The organism is Nitrincola lacisaponensis (assembly GCF_000691225.1).
Lineage (GTDB): Bacteria > Pseudomonadota > Gammaproteobacteria > Pseudomonadales > Balneatricaceae > Nitrincola > Nitrincola lacisaponensis.
This window is the reverse complement of record NZ_JMSZ01000028.1, coordinates 30573-55274: the sequence shown is the minus strand read 5'-3', so window position 1 is coordinate 55274 and position 24702 is coordinate 30573. Positions and strand designations below refer to the sequence as shown.

The following is a 24702-nucleotide window of genomic DNA, read 5'->3' as shown; positions in this document are numbered from 1 at the left end:
GCTGTCCTCTAGGCGGATATGTAGGGGTTGGGAAAATTCAGTTGCGCCAGTAACTGGATTTCGAGCGCTTCCATCTCTTCCGCGTCAGCATCATTTATATGATCGAATCCGATCAGATGCAAGACTCCATGAATAACCATGTGTGCCCAGTGTGCCGATAGCGGCTTTTGCTGCTCCTGCGCTTCTGCAGCCACGACTTCAGCGCAAATGGCCAGGTCCCCGATCAGACTGGTATCGATTCCTGGCGGCGCTTCAAATGGAAATGAGAGCACATTGGTGGGTTTGTCTTTACCGCGCCAGGTGTGGTTCAACTCCTGACTTTCTTCAGTGCTGACCAGGCGGATACAGACTTCGGCCTGTTCCAGTCGTCCAGCCAGTGCAACCTCAACCCACTGTGTCAGCTCTGCTGTTGATGGCAGAAAGCAGCCATCTACGGCGACCTGTACATCCACATCAATGGCCATCAGCGTTTCTCCCCGTTTTTTTGGCGCTGTGCTTCCAGCTGTTCAAAGCGGTCGTATGCCAGCACGATGTGCTGTACCAATGGATGTCGCACGACGTCCTTGGCGCTGAAATGTGTGAAGCCGATACCCTCAACACCTTTTAACACCTCAATCGCATGCACCAGTCCTGAGCGCACGCCCTTAGGCAGGTCTATCTGAGTAACATCACCTGTGATCACTGCAGTAGAGCCAAAGCCTATACGGGTCAGGAACATCTTCATCTGTTCGCGTGTGGTGTTCTGGCTTTCATCCAGAATGACAAAAGAGCCATTCAGTGTGCGTCCACGCATATAGGCCAGCGGTGCGATCTCGATGATATTTTTCTCAATCAGGCGTGCGACCTTTTCAATACCAAGCATTTCATAGAGGGCGTCATAAAGTGGGCGCAGGTAGGGATCAACCTTCTGGGACAGGTCCCCGGGCAGAAACCCGAGCTTTTCGCCCGCTTCAACCGCTGGACGCACCAGCAGGATACGGCTGACCTCTTCGCGCTCCAGTGCTTCGACTGCACAGGCGACAGCCAGGTAGGTTTTCCCGGTACCGGCAGGGCCGATGCCAAAATTAATATCCAGCGTTTGCACCGACTGTACATAGCGTTTTTGATTGTCACTGCGAGGGCGTATCTGCATCTTGCGGGTGCGAATGGTCAGGTCACGCTGGACCGGATCCTGACTGGGTAAACGCATCTCTGCGCCAGTTGCTTTCAGCGCCAGATGAAGATGGGCAGGTGTCAGTTCGGTGCCGGAACATGCATCCTGATAAAGCTGTTGCAACATGGGTTTGACGCTGGCGCAGAGCTCAGGGTCGCCCAGAAGCTGAAAATGATTGCCGCGATGCAGTACCTCGATGCCCAGGCGTTCCTCAATGAGCAGAATATGCTCGTTGAGCTGGCCACAGAGGTTGGCCAGCGCGGCTGGATTGTCGGGTTCGAGCAAAAAGCTGAGCGTATGATGAGTAGACAATTCTAATTCCTGTTCACCGGATTTCCGGTTTAGTGGGTCGTATCCAGTTCGGAGCTGATCAGCTCGCCGACCAGTGAGTTGGCATAGGCCTGCACAATCTTGACGTCAGCAAAGTGTCCAATCAGGTCCGGATTATCGCTGCGGAAGTTGACCACTCGATTGTTTTCGGTCCGTCCTGACAGCTGTCCTGGATCTTTTTTCGAGTAACCATTGACCAGAATGCGTTCGATATTACCCACCATCCGGCGACTGATCGCCATGGCTTGTTGGGTAATCCGATGCTGCAGTAAGGACAGTCGCTGCTTTTTCTCGTCTTCCGAGACGGTATCCGGCAGGTCAGCAGCCGGTGTGCCCGGGCGTCGGCTGTAGATGAAACTGAAGGATGCATCAAAGCCTATCTCTTCGATCAGCTTCATGGTGGCCTGAAAGTCTGCTTCAGTCTCACCCGGGAAGCCGATGATGAAATCAGAAGAGAAGCTGATCTCCGGGCGCAGCTTGCGGATACGGCGCAGCTTTGACTTGTATTCCAGTGCAGTATGACCGCGTTTCATGGCCATCAGAATCCGGTCTGAGCCACTCTGTACTGGTAGATGCAGATGACTGACCAGTTCCGGCACTTCGGCATAGACCTGAATCAGGCTGTCGCTGAACTCGACCGGATGCGATGTGGTAAAACGGATACGATCAATACCGTCGATGGCGGCAACCCGGCGAATCAGTTCGGCCAGGTCGGCCTCATCTTCCCCCGGGACGGCTCCACGGTACGCATTGACGTTCTGGCCCAGCAGGTTTACTTCACGCACCCCTTGCTCTGCCAGTTCCTGACATTCGTTCAACACATCCTGTAATGGACGGCTGACCTCTTCACCACGGGTATAGGGGACTACGCAAAATGTGCAGTATTTGCTGCAACCTTCCATAACAGATACAAAGGCTTCCGCGCCTTCTGCACGTGGTGCGGGCAGGCTGTCGAACTTTTCGATCTCAGGGAAGCTGATATCCACAATGCCGACACTGCCTTTGCGACTCTCATTGATCATTTCCGGGAGTCGATGCAGGGTCTGGGGACCAAAAATCATATCAACATAGGGCGCGCGATCCCGGATGGCGTGACCTTCCTGGCTGGCAACACAGCCACCAACGCCAATGATCAGCTCCGGACGCACTTCTTTCAGCTTGCGCCAGCGGCCCAGTTGATGGAAGACCTTGTCTTGTGCCTTTTCACGAATGGAGCAGGTGTTCAGCAGCAGTATATCGGCTTCTTCAGGGTTGTCTGTCAGTTCCAATGCGTGACTCTCGCCCAGCAGATCCGCCATACGGGAGGAATCGTACTCGTTCATCTGACAACCGTGTGTCTTGATAAACAGTTTTTTGCTCATGTGTTACCTGCATTCCGGATTGGGTATTAAAATAGGGCGAAGATTATAGCGGAGCTGCCCGGCTGCCGCTACAAACTGGACGTTTTTTGATCAGTATTTATCGGCCACTTGAAAGCCTTGGCTGTCGCCCCGATAAAGTCTGAACCATAACCCGATGTTTAGCAGGAGTGATGTGTCTGTCATGGCAGTAGAAGAGCCCATTTACCGTGTGGTATTTGTCAATCAGGACAAAGTTTATGAACTCTATGTCCGGCATGTGTATCAGAGCGACCTGTGGGGATTCCTGGAGCTGGAAGGCTTTGTGTTTGGCTCTCGTACAGAGCTGCTTGTTGACCCTTCGGAAGAAAAATTGCGTCAACAGTTTGGCGAAGTGAAACGCACCTATGTGCCGATGCACGCTGTTATTCGCATTGATGAAGTCCGTCAGAGCGGGGTTGCCAAGATTTCTGAAGCCAAGGGTACGATTACGCCTTTTCCTGTCATGCCACCGAAAAAGTCCACGTAAGGGTCATCTGGGTAGAGTCAAACTATTGACGTAAGCGGGGGTGCAGGTTAGTGTAACGCTGTCTTAACCCTTGGTTTTTACCCATGAATCGTAAAATTTCTGACGTTTTACTGCTGGATGATGACCCTCAACGCGCCCAGACGCTACAGACCTGTCTGGCATTTCTAGGTGTTGAGTGTCATATTTTTGACTTTGTGACCTGGTTGCAACGCAGCCGTGATTTTGATCTGGCCAGTGTCGGACTGGTGCTGATCGGTCACAGCGGCCTGCCGATTGCCCTGGAAAAGCTGGTCGGGGAGTTGAAGGTTGATGATCGCCCTTTGCCGAAGCTGTTGCTCTGTGACTGGCCGGAATTGGCTGAGGGCAGTATGCGCACCCTGGGGATACTGGATACTTTTTTCCCGCCGTATCGTTACGACTGCTTTCTGGATCTGTTGCACCGGGCTCAGGTATATCTGACGCAGCAGACCGGTGTACAGGCGCCACAAATCGACTGTCAGGATTTTGTGGGCCAAAGTCCGCGTGTTTGTGAGATACGCCATCTGATTGCTCAGGTGGCTGCACGTGATGTCAGTGTGCTGATCACCGGAGAGTCGGGTACGGGTAAAGAAGTGGTTGCGCGTGCCTTGCATCAAAACTCATCGCGTCGTGATAAGCCATTTGTGCCGGTCAACTGTGGCGCTATTCCGGCAGAACTGCTGGAAAGTGAGTTGTTTGGGCATGAGAAAGGGGCGTTTACCGGCGCGATCAGCAGTCGTGCCGGACGCTTTGAGCTGGCAGATGGCGGTACATTGTTTCTGGATGAAGTCGGAGACATGCCCTTGCCTATGCAGGTGAAGCTGTTGCGGGTGTTGCAGGAGCGTCAATTTGAACGTGTAGGGGGCAGTCGGACGCTGGAGGTGGATGTCCGTATTATCACTGCGACACACAAAGATCTGGAAGCGATGATCAGTTCCGGCGAGTTTCGTGAAGACCTCTATTATCGTCTTAATGTATTTCCCATCGAAATGCCACCGCTGCGTGAGCGGATCAGCGATCTGCCGTTGCTGATTCATGAGTTCAGTCGTCGCCTGCAAGAGCAGGGGTTAGCTGCCATGCAGTTTTTACCTGATGCCATGACCTCTTTGCAGCAGCATCCCTGGCCGGGTAATGTCCGTGAACTGGCAAATTTGCTGGAACGTCTGGCGATCATGCATGCCGGGGGGGTGATCGGTGTATCCGAGTTACCGGCAAAGTTTCGTCATATCGAGGAACCAGACCCGCAGCGTTATGATGAGGCGCAGCCGCCTGTCAATCTGATGCCTGATGATCCGGACCAGCACAGTGCTCCTGTTAAGTCGCCGCTAGCGACATCTGCTGTGGGCTTGCAGGTCTTGCAGAGTGGGCTGGACCTGAAGGCCTATCTGGAAACAACCGAGCAACAGCTGATTGAACAGGCACTGGATCAGTCCGGTCAGGTGGTTGCACGTGCCGCCAGATTGTTGGGTATTCGACGCACCACGCTGGTTGAAAAAATGCGCAAGTACGAGATGGCACGGCCATGACAGGGACACGTATCGCTGAACTGGAGGCCGAAGTTGCTGCACTGAAAACAGAGCAGCAGGCATTGGTGCGCCTGCGGAAACTGGTTGATCTGATGCCGACTGGCTTTTTGGTCATCGACAATCGAGGTCGAATTACCGAGAGTAATCCCGCTGCTGAAGCGCTGTTGGGTTCACAGGTTCAGGATCAGGCCTGGATAGAGGTGATTCAGCAGTGCTTTGCGCCGCGTCCGGATGATGGACACGAGGTGTCATTAAAAAATGGCCGCAGAGTTTTGCTGTCAACGCTGGCGTTGCCGGATGAGCCAGGCCAACTGGTGTTTATGACCGACCAGACGCAAACCCGGGATCTGCAATCCAAACTGCACCATTATCAGCGATTGTCGGAAATGGGGCGCATGATGGCCTCGCTGGCGCATCAGGTGCGGACACCGCTGTCGGCTGCGCTGATCTATGCGGCGCATCTGTGTGAGGCTGAGTTGACCGATGCTCAACGTATCCGTTTTGCCACCAAGGTCCGACAGCAATTGACGCATCTGGAACAACAGGTGCGTGATATGTTGATCTTTGCCCGGGGTGAAACCCGCCTGGATAATCAGGTCAGTACCACTGAATTGCTGCTGCGTATTGAAGATATGCTGGATCAACCGCTGGCGCAATATGATGCAGAGTGTGAGTTTATCAATCACGCCGGAGAGCAGTCGTTACAATGCAATCTCGAAGCGCTGCTCGGCGCGGTGCTGAATCTGGTGAATAACGCCCTGCAGGCATGTGGTCAGCAGGCCGCGCTGGAGATACGTCTGGATCGGGAAGCGAATGATGTGCTGATCAGTGTAATCGACAACGGTCCGGGGATGGATGATGAGGCGCTGCAAAAAGCTCAGCAACCTTTCTATACCACGAAAACGCATGGCACGGGGTTGGGGCTGGCAATTGCCCAGGTCATTGCACGTGCACATCATGGACAATTTGAGCTGGCTTCAATACCTGGACAGGGCACCTGCGCGCGCTTTCGTCTACCTTTAATACAGTCTACATAACGGGATAACAGAAAATGTCAGCAAAGGTGTTGATCGTTGAAGATGACCTGGGTTTGCGAGAAGCGCTGGCAGATACTCTGGCGTTAGCCCGGCTGGGGTTTCTGGAGGCCGGATCGGCAGAAGAGGCGCTGGCGCTACTGGAGCAGGAAACGGTCGACATGGTGGTGACCGATGTCAATATGCCGGGAATGGATGGTCATGCGCTGTTGGCAGAATTGCGTCAGCGCTATCCCATGCTGCCGGTAGCCCTGATTACGGCCTACGGACAGGTTGAACGTGCCGTAGATGCCATACGTCAGGGTGCCGTCGATTATCTGATGAAGCCTTTTGAACCCGCACAGCTGATTGAGCTGATTCAACGCTATGTGGGAGGCCCCGCAGTCACTGCAGATGCTGAGCCTGTGGCCCGTTCGACTTCCAGTCAACAGCTGCTGAAACTGGCAAAGCGGGTAGCGGTGACAGACTCGACCGTGTTGATTACCGGTGAGTCGGGCACCGGGAAAGAGGTTCTGGCCCGTTATATCCACCGTCACTCCGGTCGTGCCGATCAGCCTTTTATTGCGATTAATTGTGCAGCCATACCGGAAAGCATGCTCGAAGCTACGCTGTTCGGGCATGAAAAGGGCGCGTTTACCGGTGCGCATCAAGCCGTACCTGGCAAGTTTGAGCAGGCTAATGGTGGTACGCTACTGCTGGATGAGATTAGCGAAATGGACCTGGGTTTGCAGGCCAAGCTGCTTCGGGTACTGCAAGAACAGGAGGTTGAACGTATCGGTAGCCGCAAGCTGATTCAGCTGAATGTCCGGGTGCTGGCGACCAGTAACCGGGACTTGGCTGCCTGTGTGGCGGAACGACAGTTTCGAGAGGATCTGTATTACCGGCTGAATGTTTTTCCATTGCAATGGCTGCCGTTGAGAGAGCGCCCTGAAGATATCGAACCCCTGGTGCAGCGGCTGCTGCAGCATCATTGTACCAAAATGCGTCGTAGCCCAGTGGTGTTGTCAGAGCAGGCGCTGATGGAGCTGGAGTCCTATCCATGGCCTGGTAATGTGCGCGAGCTGGATAATGTGATTCAGAGGGCGCTGATCCTGCAAGGTGGTACGCGGATCATGCCTGCTGACCTGCATCTGTCAGAGTCCTCTATTCGTTTGCAAGATGAGGTGATTGACCGTCCTGCGGTGGTGTCCTTGAGCCGCAATGAGCCCGGTGCCGGGGTGCTGGATCAGGATCTTCGACAGCATGAATACCAGATTATCCTGGATGCCCTGGTGAACTTTCAGGGCAGTCGTAAACTGGCAGCGGAGCACCTGGGGATCAGCCCCAGAACATTGCGTTATAAGCTGGCAAAAATTCGTGAGCAGGGAATTGATCTGGAGCAGGTGTTAGCTGGTAAGTAAGTGCATACTATTGAGGATGTATAGAACTAACGTAGCCCCCTTGATCAGACCAATGTCTAATTAAGAGGGCATCAAGGCTTCTGTATAAACGTAGTATTCAGAATTGAAACGCCTGAATACCTCGTTTTGTCATCGAAACATCCGGCGTGAATTTACATAACAACAAATCTTAAGCGAAGGACAACAACCCATGAGTGATGCAAATATTTTTCCGGTTGATCCGGCATTTGCGGCCAAGGCACACATCGATAACAGCAAGTATCTGGCAATGTATGAGCAGTCCATCAAGGACCCGGATGCCTTTTGGGGTGAACAGGGCAAGCGGATTGACTGGATCAAGCCTTATACCAGAGTCAAAAATACCTCATTCGATCCACATAATGTCTCTATCAAGTGGTATGAAGACGGCACTTTGAACGTATCAGCCAACTGTCTGGACCGTCATCTGGCTACACGTGGTGATCAGGTTGCCATTATCTGGGAAGGTGATAACCCGGAAGAAGATGAAAAAATCACCTACCGTGACCTGCATGAGCGCGTATGTCGCTTTGCCAATGCATTGAAGGCTCAGGGTGTGGGTAAAGGCGATGTGGTCACGCTGTATCTGCCAATGATTCCTGAGGCTGCTGTAGCTATGCTGGCCTGTACCCGTATTGGTGCAATTCACTCAATCGTATTCGGTGGTTTCTCTCCGGAAGCACTGGCCAGCCGTATCATTGGCGCCAAGTCCAAGCTGGTAGTGACCTCCAACTATTCACTGCGTGGCGGTAAGCAGGTTCCGCTGAAAGCCAATGTGGATGAAGCCATTGATGAACACGGCGCTGCAGAATTTATTCAGTCTGTCGTGGTGGTGCAGCGTACGACCAAAGATGTAGCCTGGCACGCTAACCGCGATGTGTGGTACCACGAAGTAGTTGCTGCAGCGTCTGCCGAGTGTGAGCCGGAAGAGATGAATGCAGAGGATCCGATGTTTATCCTCTACACCTCCGGTTCTACCGGGCAACCAAAAGGGTTGCAGCACACGACCGGTGGCTACCTGGTATATGCCTCCATGACCCATGAATTGATTTTCGATTACAAGGATGGCGACATCTACTGGTGTACTGCAGATGTTGGTTGGGTAACAGGTCACAGTTATATCGTTTACGGTCCACTGGCGAATGGTGCAACCACGCTGATGTTTGAAGGGGTGCCCAGCTATCCGGATAACAGTCGTTTTGGTCGAGTGATTGAGAAACACAAGGTCAACCAGTTCTACACGGCACCTACAGCCATTCGTGCGCTGATGCAGCAGGGAGAAGATGTACTGGGTGACTCTGACCTGTCCAGTCTGAAACTGCTGGGCTCTGTGGGTGAGCCAATCAACCCTGAAGCCTGGACCTGGTACCACCGCATCTTTGGCAAGGGCAACTGTCCGATCGTTGATACCTGGTGGCAGACTGAAACCGGCGGTATTATGATTGTTCCACTTCCAGGCGCTACAGACCTCAAACCGGGTTCTGCAACACGTCCATTCTTTGGTGTACAGCCGATGCTGCTGGATAACGAGGGTAATCCGGTTGAAGGTGCTGGTGAAGGTAATCTGGTCATTGCGGATTCCTGGCCAGGGCAGAGCCGCTCTATCTTCGGTGACCATGAACGCTTTGTACAAACCTATTTCTCCAGCTTCAAAGGCTACTACACCACTGGTGACGGTGCGCGCCGTGATGAGGATGGATATTACTGGATCACCGGACGTGTGGATGATGTGATTAACGTTTCTGGTCATCGTATGGGTACGGCAGAGGTTGAATCCGCACTGGTGGCACATCCGGCGGTTGCTGAAGCGGCTGTGGTAGGCTATCCGCATGACCTGAAGGGGCAGGGGATCTATGTCTATGTCACGCTGAAAACAGGTTATGATCAGTCTGATGAGCTGATGAAAGAGCTGCGTAACTGGGTTCGAGGCGAGATCGGGCCGATTGCATCACCTGATTTGATCCAGTTCGCACCCGGTATGCCCAAAACACGCTCAGGTAAAATCATGCGCCGTATCCTGCGCAAGATTGCTGAAGATGATTTCAGTGCTCTGGGTGATACCTCGACGCTGGCAGACCCGTCTGTTGTGGATGACCTGATTGAGCACCGTTTGAATCGTAAAAACAGCTAAATCTATCATAATGCATCGAAAACTCCCCCCTGACTGACGTCAGGGGGGAGTTTTGCATTTAAAGAGGTGCTATGATGCGATTCTGAAAAAACTGCGCTCGGGGGAGAAAAACACTATGCAACTGGCACAGAAGGTTATTATTGCAGATGATCATCCGCTGTTTCGAGCAGCTCTGAAACAGGCTGTATTGCAAGCCGTTCCGGGTGTTGCTGTGGTTGAAGCGGACTCACTGACAGCTGTTCAGGCTGCAGCAGAGCAGCACTCAGATGCGGACCTGATTCTGCTGGATATTCATATGCCAGGTGCACAGGGCTTTTCCGGGCTGGTATTCCTGCGTGGTCAGCATCCATCCATTCCAGTGATAGTGGTTTCCGGCAGCGAAGAAGTGCATGTCATGAAACGCGCCATGGACTATGGCGCTTCGGGGTTTATCCCCAAGTCTGCACCACTGGAAACCATTGCTGAAGCTATCTCTCTGGTATTGCAGGGCGAGGAGTGGTTGCCACAGGATATCAGCGACAGTATGGATGAGCTGCCAGAAGAGGACTACAACTTTGCTACGGCAATTGCATCGCTGACGCCTCAGCAGTTTCGTGTACTGACGATGCTGACCGAAGGCTTGTTGAATAAGCAGATCGCTTATGAGCTGAATGTCTCGGAAGCGACCATCAAGGCACATGTGACGGCAATTCTGCGTAAGCTCGGTGTTCATAGCCGTACCCAGGCCGTTATAGCGGCTCAGCGTCTGGGGGTGGAGCCACCTAAAACTGACGTTTAAGTGGCACTTTGCACGCGATAATCTACTCGCGTGCCTGAGCAATCATACGGTTAATCATGGCACGCAGTGCCGCCGGTCTGACAGGTTTAGTCAATAGCTGAGCTGATGTCGATTCTATTTCGGTTTTAACCGCTTCTGTCCGATCCGCTGTGATAATGATACTGGGCACAGGTTGTCGCCAGAGTGGTTTCAACTGTTCCAGAGCCATAATCCCGGTATGCACTTCACTGAGGTGGTAGTCTGCTAGAATGATATCCGGGGTGAAGCCCTGATCGCGTACTCTGGCTTCTGCTTCATCAGCACTCAGCGCGGTCAGTACTTCACAGGACCAGCCTTTCAGCAGTGCATTCATGCCTTCCAGTATTTTGGGTTCATTATCGATGACCAGGATATGGATGCCATTCAGGCCTTTGCTACGAATCCAGCCACGTTGTTCAGGCTTGCTCTTCACCGCCAGGTCAGGTTGCCCCAAGGGTACGGTTACACTGAAAACAGAGCCTTTACCCTGCCATGAACGGACTTCGATTTCATGTCCGAGCATGCGTGCTATACGTTCAGTGATGGACAAGCCCAGACCGAGTCCCTTCACCTGACTGTGTCGAGGGTTGTCGATCCGTTTGAACTCTTCAAAAATTTCGCGAATCTTGTCTTTCGGAATACCTACACCGGTATCCCAGACTTCCAGTCGCAGGGATTGTCCGACGCGTCGGGCTCCCAGCAATACTTTCCCGGATTGAGTGTAGCGCATTGCATTGGAAAGAAAGTTTTGCAGAATGCGGCGTAGCAGTGTGGGGTCGGAATAGATCACCTGTTTGCAATCTACATGACGGAAATTCAGCTGTCTTTCATTTGCCAGTGCTGAAAACTCAGCCGACAGATTGCTCATCAGGCTGGCCAGCGAGAAATGGCGAGGACTGGCTTCCAGTGCTCCGGCATCCAGCTTGGAAATATCCAGAATGGTGGTAATCAGCTCCTCAGCTGCACGCAGGGAACCATCCAGATTTTCGACCAGTTGATTAACCTCAGGTTCGTAGCTGTGTTGAGCCAGGGCTGAGGTAAACAGTCGCGCTGCGTTCAGTGGCTGTAACAAATCGTGACTGGCTGCCGCCAGGAAACGGGTTTTGCCAAGGTTGGCGGCTTCTGCTTCAGATTTTGCCTGGCGTAGCTCATCTTCCATCAGTGCGCGGATGGTGTTTTCCTTGCGCAGATCCTTGTTGGCAACCGACAGGGCCAAAGTACGTTCGCGCACACGATTTTCCAGGTTTTCATTGGTTTCCTGAAGGGCGATTTCAGCATGGCGACGCTCGGTAATATCCTGATAGAGGGTAAAGTAGCCCAACAGGTCGCCATGTTCACCGCGATGCGGAATATAGGTGACTTCAGCAAAGCGCACGCTGCCGTCCCGGGTTGGTAGTCGTGTTTCGAAGCGTTGGCGCTGGCCAGCGAGTGCCTTGTCGATATAGAGGCGGCGCTGTTCATATTCTTCAGGTGGTAATACCTGATAACAGGGGACACCGGCAATGGTATGACGGTCCAGTCCAAAGGTGTCAGCATACGCCTTGTTAACGAACAGATAGCGTAGCTGTGGATCAAGATAGGCGATCAGTACCGGTACGTTGTCGGTATAGATGCGGATGTTTTGTTCGCTTTCCCGCAGAGCTTCCTCGATACGCTTGTGCTCGGTGATGTCCATGTAGGTGTTGACATAACCACCGTTGGGCATGGGGTTGCCACGTACTTCGAGTACGGTGCCATCCGGTCTCAGACGCTCATAGGAATGCGGTTCGCGGTCTTGCAGCAAACGAAGGCGCATCTGCACGTGCACTTCGGTATCCCCGCCGCCATACTCACCCCGGTTGGCATTATGACGGAAGATTTCCACAATCGGACGGCCGATACAGACCAGCCCGTCCGGGTAGTCAAACATCTCGATATACTGCTTGTTCCAGGCCACCAGGCGCAGGTGTTGATCCACCACGCTGATACCCATGCCGATGTTTTCAATAGTGGATTGCAGTAATGAACGGTTGAAGCGCAGTGCTTGAGAGGCTTCATCAACAATGGCGACAACATCGCCGATTTGCATCTCTTTTCCACGCAGCGTGGAGTCCATAACGATACGTGCGGATGAGGCACCAATAACCCCGGCCAGCAGGCGCTCGGTGTACTGAATCAGCTCGGAACTGGCCTTGTCGCCGCTGAGCGGATAGGATTCGCCGCGTTGCAGTGCGAAGCCGGTAAAGGCATGTTCGGTACGCTGAGGGCCGAGGAAGCGTTCTGTCAGTGTTTGCAGGTCGCCGACGGTTACATGCCCCAGGAGTCGTGACTGATCAGACAGATCTTTATTGTAGGCGTTGATAAAAGCACTGGCCTGTATGCGGTCTACCAGGCGTCCCTTCGACAGGCGTGACACCAGGATATACAACAGCAGGTTGATACTCAGGCTCCAGAACACCCCGTGCGTAAGAGGATCCATGCCCGAGAGGCCGAACAAGGCTGTTGGCTGCAGCCATTCAGCAGTATTCAGTGTTGGAGGCAGCAGTGCATCCATGGCGTTGGGGATCACATTAGCCTCACGCATGGTGGGCAATACCAGGGTGTAGCACCAGAGCAGCATGCCGGCACTCATGCCCGCCAGCACCCCATAACGTGTGCCTTCTTTCCAATAAATACCGCCCACTATGGCCGGCAGGAACTGAATGGCAGCCACAAACGCGAGCAGACCAAAAGATGCGAGCGGCCCGTGGTCACCAAATACCCGGTAGTAAAAATAGGCTAGCAGCATCAGGCCCAGAATGGTGATGCGTCGTACCCGGAGTAACAGCGCTCCCAGATCTTTCGACTGAGAGAGACGCAGCCAGCGGATGCGCAACAGCAGAGGCATGATGATATCGTTACATACCATGGTCGACAGAGTAATACTGGCAACGATGACCATGCTGGTTGCGGCGGACAGGCCACCAATAAAGGCAAACACAGTCAGGTATTCCCAGCCTGCCACACTGGGAAGCATCAGCACATAGGAATCTGCATCGACAGAGCTGCCGGCAAAAATATCCAGCCCGGCGACGGCGATTGGCAGCACAAATACGCCCAGCAGGATCAGGTAGAGTGGAAACAGCCAGCGCGCGGTTAACAGGCTGCGAGGATTGGTGTTTTCAACCACGGTGACATGAAACTGACGCGGCAGACAGATAATCGCTGCGCAGGCCAGTACGATCTCTGTGATAAAGCTTCCGGCAAACGGGGACTGGAAGTTCGGGTTGAAGCGCAGCTGTTCCGATACCGCCGACAGCATGTTGCCCGGACCTTCAAACAGATAGAACACGACAAAAAAGCCGACTGCCAGGAAGGCTGTGAGTTTGATCACTGATTCAAATGCAACTGCCAGTACCAGCCCCGGATGGTGTTCGGTGGCATCGATATGGCGGGTGCCGAACAGAATACTGAAAATGGCCATCAGCAGTGCTACAAACAAGGCGGTATCGCTACCTTTGCTCAAGGCTTCAGTGGTGCCGGGTGCAATCGCGTTATAACTGATGGCGACGGCTTTCAATTGCAGCGCAATGTACGGCATGGTGCCGAGTACAGCGATTACCGTCACCATGACTGCCAGGCTTTGGCTTTTTCCGTAGCGGGATGAGATGAAATCGGCAATAGTGGTGATGTTTTGTTGTTTGCTGACCAAAATGATCTTTTCAATCATCCGCCAGCCGAACAGAAAGATGATCACCGGGCCGATATAGGTAGCCATAAACTCCCAGCCCGTCGTGGACGCCCGGCCAACAGCACCATAAAAGGTCCAGGAAGAACAGTAGACGGCCAGCGACAAAGAGTAGACCAGCGGATGGTTAGCCCAGCGTTGTCCGGTGTCACTCTTGTCACCATAGTAGGCGATCGCAAATAACAGCATCAGATAAGCGATTGAAATCAGAATAATGATCCAGCCGGACAGCATGGTGTTTCCTGTTGAGATTAGCGAGGTTTTGCCTAGTGTACCCTGTGCAGCGCCGAGACACAGCCTGCCCCGTTATTGTTGTTAGACTATTGTCCTGTACAGCAGGGTCAAAGCGTGCATGGGCTGAAGGTAAATTCCGGTATAACAGATTGATAGTAAAGATTTAATTTGTATTTGTATAAAAGTTGTTTGCGCTGTTCATACTAAAGTCGGGGCTTTTATTCCCAAGATTAATTTTGCAAGATTGCTCTTGGAAATTTCTCAACTCCAAATAACAACAAAACGGAGAACGACAATGGCAGATGATAAAGCAAATGCTGCTGCGTACTGGAAGGCGAATGTTCGCCTGATCACCTGGAGCCTGGTTGTCTGGGCTTTAGTCTCGTATGGTTTTGCCATACTTCTGCGTCCCATGCTGGCCGGTATTCCTATCGGAGGAACTGATCTTGGTTTCTGGTTTGCTCAGCAAGGCTCGATCATTACCTTTATCGCGATCATTTTCCACTATGCGTGGCGACTGAACAAGCTCGATAAAGAATTCGGCGTCGAGGAGTAATAGCATGAGCCAATTTGCAATCAACCTACTGTTTGTAGGTGCCTCTTTTGCGCTGTATATCGGTATTGCGATCTGGGCGCGCGCGGGATCAACGAAAGAATTTTACGTAGCGGGTGGTGGTGTAAATCCTATCACCAACGGTATGGCAACAGCTGCTGACTGGATGTCAGCTGCATCCTTCATCTCCATGGCCGGCTTGATCGCTGCTGGCGGTTATGCCAACTCAACCTTCCTGATGGGCTGGACTGGTGGCTATGTATTGCTGGCCATGCTGCTGGCACCTTACCTGCGCAAGTTCGGCAAGTTTACTGTGCCTGACTTCATCGGTGACCGTTTCTACAGTCGTGGTGCACGTCTGACGGCAGTTATCTGTCTGATCATCATGTCCGTGACCTATGTAATCGGTCAGATGACCGGTGCCGGTGTGGCCTTCTCTCGCTTCCTCGAAGTCAGTTCGTCTGCAGGTATCTGGATCGCAGCAGCGATTGTATTCCTGTATGCCGTATTCGGTGGTATGAAAGGGATTACCTACACTCAGGTAGCGCAGTACGTTGTACTGATCATCGCTTACACCATTCCTGCGGTGTTCATTTCATTGCAGTTGACTGGCAATCCGATTCCGATGTTCGGTATGTTCAGTACTCACGTTGAGTCCGGTCAGCCACTGCTGACAACACTGGATGAAGTGGTGCGTGAGCTGGGCTTCCGTGATTACACAGCTGATGTCAGCAATAAGCTGAACATGGTTCTGTTCACCCTGTCTCTGATGATCGGTACAGCGGGTCTGCCACACGTTATCATCCGTTTCTTCACCGTACCCAAAGTAGCTGATGCTCGCTGGTCTGCGGGTTGGACGCTGGTATTCATCGCGCTGTTGTACCTGACTGCACCTGCAGTAGCTTCAATGGCTCGTCTGAACCTGCTGACAACCATCTATCCGGATGGCCCGAATGCGCCAGCACTGGCATATGAAGCGCGTCCTGACTGGGTGAAAACCTGGGAACAGACAGGCCTGATTCGTTGGGAAGACAAGAACAACGATGGTCGTATCCAGATGTACAATGATGCCAATGCTGATTTTGCATCAACTGCAGAAGCGCGTGGCTGGGCGGGTAATGAGCTGACGGTAAACAACGATATTCTGGTTCTTGCGAATCCGGAAATCGCCAACCTGCCGGGCTGGGTTATCGGTCTGATTGCTGCGGGTGGTATTGCGGCAGCATTGTCGACGGCAGCAGGTTTGTTGTTGGCGATCTCTTCGGCGATCAGTCATGACTTGATCAAAAACATTATCAATCCGGATATCAGTGAAAAAGGCGAAATGATGGCAGCTCGTATCTCCATGGCGGGGGCGATCTTGCTGGCAACCTATCTCGGCCTGAATCCGCCAGGGTTTGCGGCACAGGTGGTAGCATTGGCATTTGGTATCGCAGCTGCTTCGCTCTTCCCTGCACTGATGATGGGTATCTTCTCCAAGCGTGTTAACGACAAGGGTGCGATTGCAGGTATGCTGGCAGGTCTGCTGTCAACGCTGCTGTACATCTTTACCTACCTGGGATGGTTCTTCATTTCAGGTACTAACATGCTGGCGAACACTCCTGATAACTGGCTGTTTGGTATCTCTCCGCTGTCCTTCGGTGCAGTGGGTGCGGTTATCAACTTTGCTGTGGCTTATGCGGTGTCTCTGTCTACTGAAGAGCCGCCACAGGAAATTCAGGATCTGGTTGAAAGCGTTCGTACGCCAAAAGGTGCTGGCGCTGCTCTGGATCACTGATCATAATAGGCCCATGACAGCCTAGTGCTGTTCACCAGGGTCAACTGATCGGGCCTCCTTCTGGAGGCCCGATTTATTTCGGGAAGCTATAGCATGATTTGGACGATAGTCGCGATTGTATTTGCCGGTTTAGGGGCTGCAGGGGTTGCCTTGATTCTGCGCAAGTTATCACGTAATAAACTGCCTAAGTGGATTATTCCAGTGTTTGGTGGCTTGGGTATGCTGGGTTATCAGATATCCTACGAGTACTCCTGGTTTGAGCATCAGCAGCAGCGCCAGCCAGAGGGTGCGGTGGTGGTTTCTACCGAAACAGGGCAGGTCTTCTGGCGTCCCTGGACATACCATTTCCCCATGATTATTGCATTCAGTGTCGTAGATACGCGAAATCTGGTCACAACACAGTTGGACGATGGTGCTCAGGTGGTTGAGTTCATACTCTATCGATTTGAAAAACAGCATGTCGATCTGGTGACGCATCAGGCCTATTTGCTCAATTGCGCCTCTACCGAGATGCTGCCTTTGAATGACCAGCGCCAGCCTCAACTGCAGCGTCTGAGTCGCCTGGACAGAGACGATGTGCTCTATCAGACTGTCTGTCAGGACTAGTCTGGTTTCAGACTAAAGTCCGGCTATCTGTCAATCGACGGCTTTGTTAGATTAAGTTGTCCGGACTGACCTGAGTCCAGAAGGAGATCTGATGCAGACAGATCTGTTTGTGTATCTTTTTGTGGGTGCCACAGCAATTTTTTACCTGTTGGTGCTTATGGCAGGCCGTACGGGTTCCGTACGTGATTTCTACACACTGAACACCGGTGTTACGCCGCTTGGTCGCGGAATGGCTTCGGCGGCTGACTGGTTGTGTGCAGCCACTTTTCTGGGCTTATTCGGGCTGTTTTCTGTTGATCCCCAGTATGCACAGTGGATCTTATTGGGCTGGTTATCAGGTCTTGTATGGTTTGGGGTTTGGCTGGCGCCTGCCGTTTTTCGCTCCGGACAAACGTGTCTGGCAGGTTTTGTGGCGCAGGGGTATGCATCGCGCTGGTTGGGTTATCAGGTACAGCTGATACTGGTATTGGTCAGCGTGCTGTTGTTGGCTCTGCAGCTCAAGGGGCTGGGGATCATGTTTTCTCGTCACCTGCAGTTGTCTGTCCATGCCGGCATAGTGGTGGCGTTGTTGCTGATCCTGTTTTACGTTCTGCTGGCAGCCATGAAGGCTATGACACAGGTGCACATGCTGCAGTACTGCATTTGCTTTTGTGCGTTTCTGGTTCCTGCTATTTATCTGGCGGCAGAGTTAGGTCTGCCGACACACTGGATTTTTTTTGACCCGACACCCGATTTGCAGTTACGTCTGGATCTGTTACAGCAACAGTTGGGTTTGAGTGGTACACACGCCTTGAGCGTGGTTGAACAGGGGTTAATGCTGGCGGCTCTGGTGGCTGGGACAGCATTGCTGCCCCATCTGCTGATTCGTTTCCAGAGTGTAAAACAGGAACAGGATGTGCGCTCCAGTGCTGCCTGGATGCTGGTGTTTATCGCAGTGATTTACGCCTCCATGCCCTGGGTTTCATCCATGGGGCAACTGCGTTTGATTGAAGTGGTCAATGGGCCTTTGAATGAGGGTGTTGCCTATACCCGTATGCCAAGCTGGTTTTATGCCTGGGAGCAAACAGCACAGTTGGCCTGGTATGACCATACATATGATGGTCGGGTTCAGTACGCAGCTGGAGCGGTGTTCGAGGGTGCGCAACCCCGGTTTGCCGATCAGGCTGGTGTATTGGGTGAGCGTGTGCTGACGAATCCGGCTAATCCTGTGTATCTGACTCAGCAGCGTTTTCCCGGAGAATTGTATGTTGCCGATGATATACGGTTATACCTGCTGCCCGAGTTGATTCATCTGCCAGGCTGGGTTGTAGGCTTGTTAAATGTGGGTATTACGGCTGCGTTGCTGTCGACTGCTGCCGTCATTTTAATTTCCACGGTGCAGTCGAGTGTTTTACAGCTTGGTGCTGTATTGCCACTATCATCACGGCTTGAGTCAGTGCTGGTGAGATTGGTTGCGTTGAGTGTGCTGCTGCTGGCTGCGCTTGTCGCGGTGTTGTTGCCGGGTGGCATACTGGAGTGGATGAACCGGGCTATTGCGTTAACGGCTGCTTCACTGTTTCCGGCAGTGTTGCTGTTGCTTTGGCGTCCAGGAATATCTGCCTGGGCCGCCGGTGCCGGAATGCTTGGCGGATTGTTACTGAGCCTGGGCTATACACTGGCATATGATACTGGCTGGCTGGTTACTTTCTGGCCGGAGTCCTGGCCAGTCTACCCCCCTGTTTCTATGGCAGGGGTGGTCATGCTGGTTAACCTGATATGTGTGGTTTTATTAGCCCGGGTATTGCCGGACGCTCACCGGGAGAGTGCAAGGCACACGGCTGTATCGACTGAATAATAACAATAGGAGCCCTTATGTCTGAATCCTTCAATATGGATAACTTGCCGTTCAGTTTACTGACCGCGAAAGAGCAGGAGTTGCTGAATAATAATCTTGATATTGCGTACTTTCAGAAAGGCGAGACGATTATATCGGCAGGTGAAGTCCCGGAAGGGGTGTTCATTGTTCTGAAGGGTAAGGTTGGCGAGAGTGACGGCAGCGAAGCGATAGATCAGGATGTCTCCGCTGCAAACGTGTTTGTGCATTATCAGGATGAAGATTATTTTGGTGGCTGGTCGGTCTTGAATGGCCGTGCGATCCATAACTTTATCGCTGTCGAAGAAACCATTTGCCACGTTTTGCCTACCCGGACGTTGATGGAGTTGATCGCCAGCAATGCCTTGTTCGCGGATTACTTTCAGCAGAATCTTACCGCCAAGCGGGAGATAGTGGCCCAGCATGGTCAAAATCAGGATATGGCCGAGTTCATGCTGGCGCGCATTGAAGACGGAACCATCCGTGAGCCGCTTATCGTACTGGAAGGTACGAGTATTGCTGAAGCGACTCGTATGATGCGTGAGATGAAAGCGGATTGTGTGCTGGCCAAAAAAGGTAACCGGTACGGTATGGTTACCGGCACTGACCTGTTAGATGCTGTGATTATCAACGGCTTGCCGCTGGAATCGGATGTTTCTGAAATTGCCAGCTATCGACTGATTACGACCGACCCTCAGGATTATCTGTTCAATGCATTGATCATGATGACGCAGCAGCAGATAGAGCGTGTTGTGGTTATGCGTGGTACAGAGTTGTTGGGGATCGTTGAATTGACCGACGTTCTGAGTCATTTTTCCAGCCATTCCCATGTGATTGGCTTGCGCGTCGAGCGGGCACAGACTGTCGAGGATTTGCGTGAGGCCTCAAGGGGGCTGACAGATTTGATCAAGGCGCTGATTTCAACCGGTGTCAAAATACGCTTTACCATGGAACTGCTGGCGGCCATGAACGGGCGCATTATCTCCAAGCTGTTTGATCTGGTCATTCCTAATGATCTTCGGCCCCACGTCTGTTTGATTGTGATGGGATCAGAGGGGCGTGGTGAGCAGATCATGAAGACCGATCAGGATAATGGCTTGATTTTCCGTGATGGTCTTGAGTGGCCGGAGAAGCATGCTGTTATGCGAAAGTTTAGTGAGACTTTGATCTCATTTGGTTTTCCGCCGTGTCCCGGTAATATCATGGTATCCAATCCGGAGTGGGTGAATTCCACCAGTGACTGGGCCAACAAGCTGAATGACTGGAGTCAAAAATTTGACGGAGAGTCTGTCATGAAGCTGGCGATTGCGGTTGATGGTAAGCCTGTTGCCGGTAATGCGGCATTATTTAAAGTGGCTCGAAATGCCTTTTTGCGCAGTGTGCGCAATAATGACATCTTCTTTTCTCACTTTGCCAAGGCTTCCCTGAACTTTGATACGCCCCTGACATTCTTCGGTAATCTCAAAGAAAAGGGTGTGCTGGATATTAAAAAGGGTGGTATTTTCCCGATTGTGCATGGTGTCCGTACCATGGCATTGGAGCATCGTATACTGGAGACCAATACCTTTAAGCGTATTGAGGCTTTGGTAGAGATGGAGCAGATGCGTAAAAACCATGGGGAAAATCTGGCCGAGGCTCTGTCACTGTTTGTGCAGATCCGGCTGAAGCATCAAATACAGCGTGTTGAAGAAAGTCAGGATGGAAGAGATTCGACGCCGAATGCAATCGATCTGCAGCGTCTGAATAAGCTGGAGCGCGATCTGTTAAGAGATGCCTTGAGAATCGTGAAGGATTTCAAGAAGCATCTGGCGTCACGTTATCATATAGGTTCATGACATAATGATTATTCCAAGAACCATTCGGCGCTTTAAGGAGCGCAGAGAATTTCGCGACAGTCCCTATGCTCATTTGTTCGAGCCCTATAAGGGTGATGAGGTCGTTTCATTGGACTGTGAGACAACCAGTCTGGATGTCAAAAAAGGCGAAATACTGTCTATCGGTGCGGTGCGCATTCGTGGGCGTCGGGTGATTACCAGTGAGCGGCTGGATATCAAGTTGAAACCGCCTGCTTCCTTGACGGGAGAGTCGATCAAGATTCACAAGATCCGTGCCAGTGATCTGGCTGATGGCATTGAGTTGGATGAGGCGCTGGAGCAAGTGTTGGCGTTTGTCGGGAATCGTCCGATTCTTGGTTATTATGTCAATTATGATATTCGTATGCTGGATAAATATATCCGTCCCCGCTATGGCTTTGGTTTGCCTAACAAGGCCATTGAGTTATCGCATGTGTATCACGATATCATCAAGTGGAAAACCGTGGGAGGCGATGTCGATCTGCGTTTTGATACGATATCCAAAAAGCTGGATATTCCCATCATTCAGCGTCACACCGCTCTGGGCGATGCAATTACTGTTGCATTGATGTATGTGCGTCTGAAATTTGGCGCTCCCCTGGCTGAATAAATTCCTATCTCTTTGACCCTGTAAGGGTCTTCCAAACTAAAGCAGGCATTGGCCTGCTTTTTGCATTCTATTGTCCTATGCGGGATAAGCGGCAATGAAGGGTATAAAGTTGCCATTTTGTTGGCGCTTTTCAGTGGATCAATATAGAATGGCGTTATAATGTCAAAAAAATGCCGCTGTCAGATGAGGGCTGAAGATGATTGAACGGGCTGACATCAACGGTGTTCTGGCGCAAATGCGTTCGTTGCGTGCGGAAATGCAACAATCTTCCGGTCAGATCGAGCTGCCGAGTTTGCGGCCGGAAAGCGGGTCAATCCGGTCCATTGGTGAAACTGAGCGTAGCAGTTTTACGGCATTGCTAAAATCTGCTGTGGATCAGGTGAATGGACATCAGCAAAGTGCCAACCGTTTGCGTGAATCATATGAACGTGGTGATCCCGGAGTAGATCTGCCACAGGTCATGATTCAGGCACAAAAAGCGTCTGTTTCGTTTGAAGCAATGACCCAGGTGCGTAATCGCCTGGTGCAAGCCTACGAAGACATCTCAAAAATGCCGATCTGATTGAGCGGGTGTAAATGGAAAATACAGCAACTCCATTAAATGCTAGAGGCAATCTCATGGCTGGTTTTAACAGCCTGGGAATTTTGCGCCAGCTGGGTTTGATGGTCGGCCTGGCTGCCAGTGTCGCGATCGGGTTTGCTGTAGTGCTCTGGTCGCAGCAGCCTGATTATCGTGTCCTTTACGCTAATCTGAGTTTTTCCGATGCCAATGAAGTCATTGAGCAACTGCGGCTGAATAAAATTCCCTATCGTTTCGATGCAGATGGCCGAGCTATTCTGGTGCCGGAGTCGCATGTTCACGCGGCACGTTTGCGCCTGGCCGCTGATGGTTTTACCGCTGATCGTACTGTCGGCTTTGAATTGCTGGACCAGGATTACGGTATGGGTACCAGTCAGTTCATGGAAACGACGCGTTACCGTCGAGGTCTTGAAGGCGAGCTGTCTCGAACCATATCCAATATGACTGCTGTCAGGTCTGCACGTGTACATCTGGCGATACCCCGAGATACGGTTTTTATCCGCGATCAGCGCAAGCCGCGCGCCTCTGTTTTTCTTGAGCTGTTTTCCGGGCGGCAGCTGGAGCGTGATCAGGTGGCGGCGATTGCCAATCTGGTTGCCTCCAGTATTCCTGAGCTGGATGTCAAGGATGTCACGATCGTCGATCAGCGAGGTCGCTTGCTGAATTTGCGGGATATTGATTCAGATGTAGTGTTAGCTGCGCGACAGCTGGAATATGTGCGCCAGGTTGAAGATACGCTGGTGAATCGTGTTAACAGCATTCTGCAGCCTGTTGTGGGATTGGGTAATTTCCGTGCAGAAGTGTCTGCAGATGTGGATTTCACTGAAGTTGAACAGGCCAGTGAGATGTTTAACCCGGATTTGCCTGCATTACGCAGTGAGCAGACTCTGGAAGAACGGCGTGACTCAGGTGAGGCGGCCGTCGGTGTGCCGGGAGCGTTGGCCAATCAGCCGCCGGGACCTGTCGCTGTGCCAGAAATTGCCGGTAATGGTGCAGGTGGTGCTGGAGCCGGTGCTTCAGGCAGTAGTCGTAATCAGGCGACACGTAATTTTGAGCTGGATCGAAGCATCAGTTATACCCGGCAGCAGATGGGTGGTATCCGGCGTCTGTCCGTTGCCGTTGTGGTCGATGACCTGCAAGTCGTCAACCCTGAAACCGGTGAGCGTAGTCGTGCCCGCTGGTCAGATGAAGATCTGGATCGACTGCGTTTGCTGGTGGAGAACTCGGTTGGATTTTCGGCGCTGCGGGGTGATAGCGTCAATGTGATTAACTCGAGTTTTGTGCCGCCTGAGGAGTTTGAATTCGATGATCCGGGATTCTGGCAGCAGGAGTGGTTCTGGAATCTGCTGAAGCAGATTGGTGCTGCGGCTTTTGTCTTGTTGCTGGTGTTGGGGATTCTGAGGCCGGTACTCAAGCACCTGTCGACCACGGGTGGCGGTCGCACCACTAGTGATCTGGGACCTGCCGGTCAGATTTCGGCAGAGCTGGAATCTCTGGACGGTTCAGGAATTGCGGATGACAAGGTGACCTTTGGTGGCGTGGAGTCTGCCGCCATGGTGACGCCGAATGAGAGTTTTGATTATCAGTTAAATGAGATTCGCAGCATGGTCGCTGAGGACCCGGCGCGGGTCGCGCAGGCCATCAAGCAATGGGTGGTAGAACGTGAGTGATGGTCTGACTGACATTGAGAAGGCAGCGGTATTGCTGATCAGCCTGGGTGAGGGTGATGCAGCCGAGATACTGAAGCATCTGGGCCCCAAGGAGGTTCAACGGATTGGTGAGGCGATGTCACGTCTGGATAACGTTCCTCAGTCGCGCGTTGAGTCGGTAGTGTCAGATTTTCTGGATATTGTGAGCGATCAGACAGGGATCGGGATCAATAATGATCGCTATATCCGTGCCATGCTGAATCAGGCTCTGGGAGAGGATAAGGCAAAAACGCTGATAGATCGCATCCTCTTCAGTACCAATACGTCCGGTCTGGATACGCTGCGCTGGATGGACCCGCGTCAGGTGGCTGAAATTATTCGCTTTGAGCACCCGCAGATTCAGGCGGTGATCATCTCCTATCTTGAGCCGGATCAGGCAGCCAATGTGCTAAGCTTCTTTGATGACAAGGTGCGCCTGGATATCGTGATGCGAGTGGCTGCACTGGATCAGATTCAGCCACAGGCTCTGCAGGAGTTGAATGATATGCTCGAAAGTCAGTTCAGCGGTCCGCGTTCAACACAGCTCACGCGTCTGGGTGGTGTCAAGTCTGCTGCCAATATCATGAACTTTATTGATACACAGATTGAAGCAGAGCTCATGGATGCCATTAAGGAAACTGATGAGGGGCTGGCTAACCAGATTTCTGATCTGATGTTCGTATTTGACAACCTGATGGATGTGGATGATCGTGCAATTCAGGTGATCTTGCGTGAGATTCAGACCGACCAGCTGGTGGTGGCTCTGAAAGGAGCAGATTCTCAGCTGCAGGAAAAAATCTTCAAGAATATGTCCAAACGAGCTGCAGAGTTGCTGCGCGACGATCTGGAAGCGAAGGGGCCTGTGCGAGTCAGTGAAGTCGAGGCGGCGCAGAAAGAGATCCTCAATGTGGCACGTCGCCTGGCCGATGAGGGTGAGATTACCCTTGGCAGCTCAGATGATATGATTTGAT

At 52.2% G+C, this 24702-nt stretch carries 19 protein-coding genes; 15 read left to right on the top strand and 4 right to left on the bottom strand.

Features of this window, described 5'->3' with window-relative positions:
* Positions 1-8: 8 nt before the first annotated feature.
* From ybeY to miaB, 3 genes are read right to left on the bottom strand one after another with little or no spacing between them, the layout of a single operon-like run.
* The gene (ybeY, locus tag ADINL_RS09445) at positions 9-464 is read right to left on the bottom strand and encodes an rRNA maturation RNase YbeY (protein ID WP_036546998.1); all 456 of its coding nucleotides are present in this window, start codon (positions 462-464) and stop codon (positions 9-11) included.
* Positions 464-1465 (bottom strand): PhoH family protein, encoded by a 1002-nt coding sequence (locus tag ADINL_RS09440; RefSeq protein WP_051632696.1) that lies wholly within the window; start codon positions 1463-1465, stop codon positions 464-466. Before ADINL_RS09440 ends, ybeY begins: the two co-directional genes overlap by 1 nt.
* A 29-nt stretch (positions 1466-1494) precedes the next feature.
* Positions 1495-2844 (bottom strand): tRNA (N6-isopentenyl adenosine(37)-C2)-methylthiotransferase MiaB, encoded by a 1350-nt coding sequence (gene miaB / locus ADINL_RS09435; protein ID WP_036546995.1) that lies wholly within the window; start codon positions 2842-2844, stop codon positions 1495-1497.
* 181 nt (positions 2845-3025) lie between these two features.
* On the opposite strand from miaB, the gene ADINL_RS09430 reads away from it, so the two are divergent.
* From ADINL_RS09430 to ADINL_RS09405, 6 genes are all read left to right on the top strand, one after another.
* Positions 3026-3349, top strand: coding sequence for a DUF1820 family protein (locus ADINL_RS09430; protein ID WP_036546993.1), 324 nt, complete (start codon positions 3026-3028; stop codon positions 3347-3349).
* 83 nt (positions 3350-3432) lie between these two features.
* Positions 3433-4893, top strand: a complete 1461-nt coding sequence (locus tag ADINL_RS09425; protein ID WP_036546991.1) for a sigma-54 dependent transcriptional regulator — start codon at positions 3433-3435, stop codon at positions 4891-4893.
* Complete coding sequence (locus ADINL_RS09420) at positions 4890-5930, top strand: sensor histidine kinase (RefSeq protein WP_036546989.1); 1041 nt, start codon at positions 4890-4892, stop codon at positions 5928-5930. The genes ADINL_RS09425 and ADINL_RS09420 overlap by 4 nt, the downstream gene beginning before the upstream one ends.
* A gap of 14 nt (positions 5931-5944) precedes the next feature.
* Positions 5945-7327, top strand: coding sequence for a sigma-54-dependent transcriptional regulator (locus ADINL_RS09415; protein ID WP_036546988.1), 1383 nt, complete (start codon positions 5945-5947; stop codon positions 7325-7327).
* A 190-nt stretch (positions 7328-7517) separates the two neighbouring features.
* Complete coding sequence (gene acs / locus ADINL_RS09410) at positions 7518-9476, top strand: acetate--CoA ligase (RefSeq protein ID WP_036546985.1); 1959 nt, start codon at positions 7518-7520, stop codon at positions 9474-9476.
* Positions 9477-9591: 115 nt separating this feature from the next.
* Positions 9592-10254, top strand: coding sequence for a response regulator (locus ADINL_RS09405; RefSeq protein ID WP_036546983.1), 663 nt, complete (start codon positions 9592-9594; stop codon positions 10252-10254).
* A 22-nt stretch (positions 10255-10276) separates the two neighbouring features.
* Here the strand turns inward: ADINL_RS09405 and ADINL_RS09400 are convergent, their stop codons facing one another.
* Complete coding sequence (locus ADINL_RS09400; protein ID WP_036546980.1) at positions 10277-14212, bottom strand: hybrid sensor histidine kinase/response regulator; 3936 nt, start codon at positions 14210-14212, stop codon at positions 10277-10279.
* A gap of 295 nt (positions 14213-14507) precedes the next feature.
* Between ADINL_RS09400 and ADINL_RS09395 the strand changes: the two genes are divergently transcribed.
* From ADINL_RS09395 to fliG, 9 genes are all read left to right on the top strand, one after another.
* On the top strand, positions 14508-14768 hold the full coding sequence (locus ADINL_RS09395) for a DUF4212 domain-containing protein (protein WP_036546977.1): 261 nt from the start codon (positions 14508-14510) through the stop codon (positions 14766-14768).
* Between the two features lie 4 nt (positions 14769-14772).
* Positions 14773-16542: a sodium:solute symporter family protein gene (locus ADINL_RS09390; protein WP_036546973.1), complete on the top strand. Its 1770-nt coding sequence runs from the start codon at positions 14773-14775 to the stop codon at positions 16540-16542.
* Positions 16543-16635: 93 nt separating this feature from the next.
* Positions 16636-17148 carry a hypothetical protein gene (locus ADINL_RS09385; RefSeq protein WP_036546970.1) on the top strand — a complete coding sequence of 171 codons (513 nt, stop codon included), beginning with the start codon at positions 16636-16638 and terminating at the stop codon, positions 17146-17148.
* Between the two features lie 91 nt (positions 17149-17239).
* Entirely contained in the window at positions 17240-18982 is a 1743-nt protein-coding gene (locus ADINL_RS09380) for a sodium:solute symporter family transporter (protein ID WP_036546967.1), read from the top strand.
* Positions 18983-18999: 17 nt separating this feature from the next.
* Positions 19000-20835, top strand: coding sequence for a putative nucleotidyltransferase substrate binding domain-containing protein (locus ADINL_RS09375; protein ID WP_036546964.1), 1836 nt, complete (start codon positions 19000-19002; stop codon positions 20833-20835).
* Positions 20836-20839: 4 nt separating this feature from the next.
* The gene (locus tag ADINL_RS09370; protein ID WP_036546961.1) at positions 20840-21463 is read left to right on the top strand and encodes a 3'-5' exonuclease; all 624 of its coding nucleotides are present in this window, start codon (positions 20840-20842) and stop codon (positions 21461-21463) included.
* Positions 21464-21659: 196 nt separating this feature from the next.
* Complete coding sequence (gene fliE / locus ADINL_RS09365; protein ID WP_036546958.1) at positions 21660-22025, top strand: flagellar hook-basal body complex protein FliE; 366 nt, start codon at positions 21660-21662, stop codon at positions 22023-22025.
* 56 nt (positions 22026-22081) lie between these two features.
* Positions 22082-23713: a flagellar basal-body MS-ring/collar protein FliF gene (fliF, locus tag ADINL_RS09360; protein ID WP_239644365.1), complete on the top strand. Its 1632-nt coding sequence runs from the start codon at positions 22082-22084 to the stop codon at positions 23711-23713.
* On the top strand, positions 23706-24701 hold the full coding sequence (fliG, locus tag ADINL_RS09355) for a flagellar motor switch protein FliG (RefSeq protein WP_036546955.1): 996 nt from the start codon (positions 23706-23708) through the stop codon (positions 24699-24701). Before fliF ends, fliG begins: the two co-directional genes overlap by 8 nt.
* The last annotated feature ends 1 nt before the right edge of the window (position 24702 follow it).